The sequence below is a fragment of the Actinomadura formosensis NBRC 14204 genome, from assembly GCF_001552155.1.
GTDB lineage: Bacteria > Actinomycetota > Actinomycetes > Streptosporangiales > Streptosporangiaceae > Spirillospora > Spirillospora formosensis.
In genome coordinates this window covers 1-3,873 of the sequence record NZ_BCQQ01000245.1, presented here as the reverse complement: position 1 = coordinate 3,873, position 3,873 = coordinate 1, and the positions used below count along the sequence as shown (strand labels likewise).

5 protein-coding genes are annotated in these 3,873 nt (G+C 73.3%); all 5 read right to left on the bottom strand.

Annotated elements, in window-relative coordinates:
- Positions 1-117: 117 nt before the first annotated feature.
- Positions 118-390 carry an HPr family phosphocarrier protein gene (locus tag AF1_RS32095; RefSeq protein WP_067808019.1) on the bottom strand — a complete coding sequence of 91 codons (273 nt, stop codon included), beginning with the start codon at positions 388-390 and terminating at the stop codon, positions 118-120.
- A 157-nt stretch (positions 391-547) separates the two neighbouring features.
- Positions 548-997, bottom strand: a complete 450-nt coding sequence (locus AF1_RS32090) for a PTS sugar transporter subunit IIA (RefSeq protein WP_067808017.1) — start codon at positions 995-997, stop codon at positions 548-550.
- Between the two features lie 17 nt (positions 998-1,014).
- Positions 1,015-1,248, bottom strand: coding sequence for a glucose PTS transporter subunit EIIB (locus AF1_RS32085; RefSeq protein WP_067808014.1), 234 nt, complete (start codon positions 1,246-1,248; stop codon positions 1,015-1,017).
- A 43-nt stretch (positions 1,249-1,291) separates the two neighbouring features.
- A complete protein-coding gene (locus AF1_RS32080) occupies positions 1,292-2,332 on the bottom strand; it encodes an SIS domain-containing protein (protein WP_084263533.1) in 1,041 nt (346 codons plus the stop codon).
- On the bottom strand, positions 2,329-3,489 hold the full coding sequence (nagA, locus tag AF1_RS32075) for an N-acetylglucosamine-6-phosphate deacetylase (RefSeq protein WP_067808010.1): 1,161 nt from the start codon (positions 3,487-3,489) through the stop codon (positions 2,329-2,331). Before nagA ends, AF1_RS32080 begins: the two co-directional genes overlap by 4 nt.
- Positions 3,490-3,873 lie beyond the last annotated feature (384 nt).

Sequence of the window (3,873 nt, the reverse complement as noted above, 5' to 3'; positions counted from 1 at the left end):
GTCGCCGCCGTGCCGGTCGCCGGCGGGCGGCTCCGGGACGCCCCCGGCGACGCGCCGCACCGGCCCGGCCCCCACCCCGGGGCTGACACCCGCGCCCCGCAATACGTCCGGCACCGCTCAGGCTCCCTCGGGCTCCGGGGTGGACAGCAGCTTCTCCAGGCTGTCGAGCAGTTCCTCGGCGCCGTCGCCGTCCGCCGCCAGGACGACCTCCTCACCGTGCCGGGCGTCCAGCCCCAGCACCGCGAGGATGCTCTTGGCGTTCACCGGGTCGCCGCCGCGCTTGGCCACCGTCACGTCCATCGGAGCCTTGGCCGCGGTCTGGACGAACAGCGCGGCCGGCCGCGCGTGCAGCCCCACCCTGGACTCGATCTTGACGTTGCGCTCGGTCACCGCACACTCCTACTCGGTTCCATCCCGGCTGCTCATTTCTGTTCCAGGCCCCGCACCCGCAGCGCGGGACCCGGCACGACGTGCGCTTCCTGAAAATCGGGCACCACGTGATCGGCCGCGGCGAGCGCACCCGCCGAGGCCGATCACCGCCATGCGATCAACTCCATGTGAAAAGTTCGGCTCCCTTCGTCACCTCGCCGGACTCCACCACGTCCGACAGGGCGTCGGCGCCCGCGTCCAGCGCGACGACCGCGCAGACCGGCGAGCGGCCGCCCGCCTCGATCACGGCCGGGTCCCAGCCGACGACCGGCTGCCCGGCGGTGACCTCGTCGCCCTCGGCGGCGAGCAGGTCGAACCCCTGCCCTTTCAGCTTGACGGTGTCGATGCCGAGGTGGACGAGGACGCCGTGGCCTTCGTCGTCCACCACCACGTAGGCGTGCGGATGCAGCTTGACGATCTTCCCGGTGACGGGGGCGATGGCGTGGCCGGGGCCGCGCTCGGGGTCGACCGCCGTGCCCGGACCCACCATGGCCTGGGCGAAGACCGGGTCCGGGACGCCGGCCAGGCCGACGACCCGGCCGGTGACCGGGGACAGTACTCGGGTCATTGGAGGGGCCTCCCGGGTCAGTCGAGGATGTCCTCGATGTCGCTGGCGATCGTGTCGGCCTCGGGCCCCACGACGACCTGCACGACGCTGCCGCTGCGCATGACGCCGAACGCGCCCGCCTTCTTCAGCGCCGCCTCGTCGACCTTTCCCGCGTCGGACACCTCGGTGCGCAGCCGGGTCGCGCAGGGCTCGATATCGACGATGTTGTCGGCACCGCCCAGCGCCGCGATGATGGCCTCGGCCTTGTCCATGTTCTTCTTCCTCCGGTCGGGGGTGGGGGTTCGGTCGGGGGGCTCAGTCGGTCTGGGTGATCTTGTGCAGGCCGCGCGGGACGTCCGGGTCGACGCCGAGCCTGCGGGCCAGGTTCTCGACCAGGATCTGGCCGGGGACGATGAGGCCGAGCGGCGCCACCCACTCGGGCAGCACGGGGCCGGGCAGCGCGGCCGAGCACGCCCGCGCCAGCTCCGCACCGCCGCCGACGCCGTACGCGCGGGCACCGGCCCCCTCGACCCGCCGCGCCAGCGCGACGGTACCGGACAGCGTGGGGCCGGAGCCGGCGGCGACCAGCAGCGCGGGGGTCTGCGCGTCCACGACGGCGATCGGGCCGTGCAGCAGGTCGGCGTACGACAGGCCCATGGCGTGCAGGTAGCACGCCTCCTTGATCTTCAGCGCCAGCTCCAGCGCGGTGCCGAACGCGATGCCGCGTCCGGACACGACCGCGCCCGGCACCTTGGCCAGCGCCTCGACGATCTCGGGCAGCGCCGGGGACGCCTCCGCCAGCGTGATCATCCGGGCGATCTCGTCGGGGACGCGGCGCAGGTCGTCCACCGCGACGTCGGCGCCGAGGCCGAGGCCGAGGACCGACAGCGCGGCGAGCTGCGTCGTGTAGGTCTTGGTGGCCGGGACGGCGACCTCGTCGCCCGCCCGCGTGACCAGCGCGACCTCGGCGGCCTCCGCCAGCGGGGACCCGGCGCCGTTGGTGACCGCGACCGTCCGGGCGCCGCAGTCCCTCGCCCAGCCGAGGGTCTCGATGATCTCCTCGGTCTTGCCGGACTGGCTGATCGCCACGGCCAGCACGCCGTCCAGGTCGAGCCGGCGCCGGTAGGCCGTCGCGATGGACGGCGCCGCGAGGGTGGCCAGCCGGCCGGCGTGCGACTCCACGAGATAGCGCCCGTACACCGCGGCGTTGTCGGAGGACCCGCGCGCGATGAACAGCACCTGCCGGGTCTCCCGCGCGAGCACCGCGATGTCGGCGGTACGCGGGAGGAGCGCGTCGATCGTCCGGCGCAGCGCGTCCGGCTGCTCACCGATCTCGGCGCGCATCTGACTGGTCATGATCCCCCTCCGAAGACTTTCTGCCCGTCGACCCACGTGGCACGCGCCCGGTGGCCGGGTCCCAGCCAGACGAGGTCGGCGGCGGCGCCGGGCGCGATCCGGCCGAGGTCGGGACGTCCGATGAGGTCGGCCGGAACCCGGGTGGCGGCGTCCACCGCCGTCGCCGCGTCGAGGCCGAGGCCGATCGCGTTGCCGACCGCCTCGTCCAGCCGCAGGCCGGAGCCCGCGATGGTGCCGTCGGCGCGCAGCGGCGGGCCCTGCTCGGGCATCATGATGGGCTCGCCGCCGAGGTCGTAGGTGCCGGGCGGCATCCCGGCGGACGCGGCGGCGTCGGTGACGAGCACGACCCGTCCCGGCGCGGCACGGAACACCAGCCGCGCCACCTCGGGCGCGACATGGTGCAGGTCGAGGATGAGTCCGGGGCTGAGCCGGTCGTCGATGAGCGCCTGCACGGCGACGCCCGGGTCCCGGTGGTGGACGCCGGTCTGCGCGTTGAAGATGTGGGTGACCATGCGGGCGCCCGCGTCGGCCGCGGCGGCGGCCTGCGCGGCGGTGGCGTCGCTGTGCCCGACGCTGACCAGGACGCCCGCCCCGGTCAGCGCGCGGATCGCGGCGAGGGCGCCGGCGCGTTCGGGCGCGAGGGTGAGGAGCTTGACCAGTCCCGTCTCCAGCAGGGTGCCGATGGCCTCGGGCGTCGGGTCGGTGAGGTGGGCGGCGTTGTGCGCGCCCTTGCGCTTCTCCGACAGGAACGGGCCCTCAAGGTGGACGCCGAGGACGCGCGTCCCGTCCGGAAGGCCCGGCAGCAGGTCGCGGGCCCTGCGCAGTGCCGCGGCCTGGGTCTCGACCGGCGCGGTGATGAAGGTGGGGAGGAACGCGGTCACGCCCGTCTCGGGGAGGCGGGAGACGACGGCGTGCCAGCCCGCCTCGTCCGCGTCCACCATGTCGTGGCCGAAGAAGCCGTTGACCTGGAGATCGACCAGGCCGGGGGCCAGCAGGCCGGCGGGCAGGTCGAGGTCGGGGGCGCCGGGCGGGCGGCCCTCCCCGGCCTCGGCGATCGTTCCGTCCACCACGCGGACGTATCCGGGGGAGACGACGCGGGTAGGACCGCCCGGTGGGGTCATGATCATGCGGTCGGCCGTGATCAGTAGTGATGCCATGGGTGCGCGCTCTCTGTGGACGCGATGATCGCGGGTCGGTTCCTCCGGGTTCGACTGGTCTAGTCCGGACTAGACCAGTTCGCACCATACTCCACGAATCGGATGGAGGAGAAGATGTGGAACGAAACTCGTTCGGTGCCGGATTCCTCGCCGCAGACCGGCCGCCACCACACCTCCGGACGGCAGCCGGAAGCGGACAGAGCGGCCGGAGCGAACCGGACGCCTCATCCGCAATCCCCCTCCGACCTGCACATCCTTCGACCACGAGGGTGTCGGTGCGTGACACGGTCGTTACACATTCGTGCATTGACAGGTCTTTCGATCCTGTGGTCTAGTCCGGCCTAGACCAGTACGAACCTAGCGAAGACCGTCGAACCGCCGTTC

Excerpts from the sequence above, each read along its gene's own strand:
- AF1_RS32090 (WP_067808017.1), bottom strand. The coding sequence starts at position 997 with ATGACCCGAGTACTGTCCCCGGTCACCGGCCGGGTCGTCGGCCTGGCC.
- nagA (WP_067808010.1), bottom strand. The coding sequence starts at position 3,489 with ATGGCATCACTACTGATCACGGCCGACCGCATGATCATGACCCCACCG.
- AF1_RS32080 (WP_084263533.1), bottom strand. The coding sequence starts at position 2,332 with ATGACCAGTCAGATGCGCGCCGAGATCGGTGAGCAGCCGGACGCGCTG.
- AF1_RS32085 (WP_067808014.1), bottom strand. The coding sequence starts at position 1,248 with ATGGACAAGGCCGAGGCCATCATCGCGGCGCTGGGCGGTGCCGACAAC.